Origin of the sequence: Enterobacter sp. 01-M-02-SI-ECC, from assembly GCF_047530595.1 — a bacterium.
Classification (GTDB): Bacteria; Pseudomonadota; Gammaproteobacteria; order Enterobacterales; family Enterobacteriaceae; genus Enterobacter; species Enterobacter cloacae_M.
Window position 1 is genome coordinate 1 of sequence record NZ_JBLKCZ010000093.1, and the last position, 1,116, is coordinate 1,116.

The following is a 1,116-nucleotide window of genomic DNA, read 5'->3' on the forward strand; positions in this document are numbered from 1 at the left end:
ACGCTGGATCTGCGTGAATTCCAGCAGCAGCAAGAGAAAGACTTTCTACAAACCAGCTTACAGCAGGCTAAATTTAACCAGAAAAAAGCCGCTGAATTACTGGGTCTGACTTATCATCAGCTACGTGCCTTGCTGAAGAAACACCAGATCTAATACGCATTTGCAGGTGTCATACTGGCGGGTTTGACGCATAACGTCATAAGGTTTACCATGGCGTCATTACTGTATAAAAACACAGGCATAGATATGACTCTGGCATTAGTTGGCGAAAAAATTGACAGAAATCGCTTCACCGGTGAGAAAGTTGAAAATAGTACATTTTTTAACTGCGATTTTTCAGGTGCCGACCTGAGCGGCACTGAATTTATCGGCTGCCAGTTCTATGATCGCGAAAGTCAGAAAGGGTGCAATTTTAGTCGCGCAATGCTGAAAGATGCCATTTTCAAAAGCTGTGATTTATCAATGGCAGATTTCCGCAACGTCAGTGCCTTGGGCATTGAAATTCGCCACTGCCGCGCACAAGGCGCAGATTTCCGCGGTGCAAGCTTTATGAATATGATCACCACGCGCACCTGGTTTTGCAGCGCATATATCACTAATACTAATCTAAGCTACGCCAATTTTTCGAAAGTCGTGTTGGAAAAGTGTGAGCTGTGGGAAAACCGCTGGATGGGGACTCAGGTACTGGGTGCGACGTTCAGTGGTTCAGATCTCTCCGGCGGCGAGTTTTCGACTTTCGACTGGCGAGCAGCAAACTTCACACATTGCGATCTGACCAATTCGGAGTTAGGTGACTTAGATATTCGGGGTGTTGATTTACAAGGCGTTAAGTTAGACAGCTACCAGGCATCGTTGCTCATGGAGCGGCTTGGCATCGCTGTGATTGGTTAGTTCAGCGTTTACACCGGGAGATGCGTTTGACGATTTACTTTTAACCAGTACGACTCCTGGCAAGCATTGTGAAACGTTTTCTCCAGTGGACGAATATCCTGACCTACCGCATCAACGACATGCCATCTAATGCTGCATTCTGGACAGGAATTTGATGAATATCTAACCAATTCATTTTCGCGAGAACAACGAATAACCACTCCCGAATCATGAAGCCATGTCTTA

Annotated in this window: 2 protein-coding genes; both read left to right on the top strand. The window is 45.9% G+C overall.

Annotated features, from left to right (window positions below; genetic code table 11):
* Positions 1-153: helix-turn-helix domain-containing protein (locus ACMWLG_RS25800; protein WP_272829944.1), on the top strand; the 153-nt coding region annotated here is incomplete at its 5' end.
* Between the two features lie 93 nt (positions 154-246).
* Positions 247-891, top strand: a complete 645-nt coding sequence (locus tag ACMWLG_RS25805; protein ID WP_012954666.1) for a quinolone resistance pentapeptide repeat protein QnrB19 — start codon at positions 247-249, stop codon at positions 889-891.
* Positions 892-1,116: the final 225 nt, after the last annotated feature.

What these genes read in the sequence shown, in the direction of transcription:
- ACMWLG_RS25805 (WP_012954666.1), top strand. Translation starts at nt 247, where the DNA reads ATGACTCTGGCATTAGTTGGCGAAAAAATTGACAGAAATCGCTTCACC.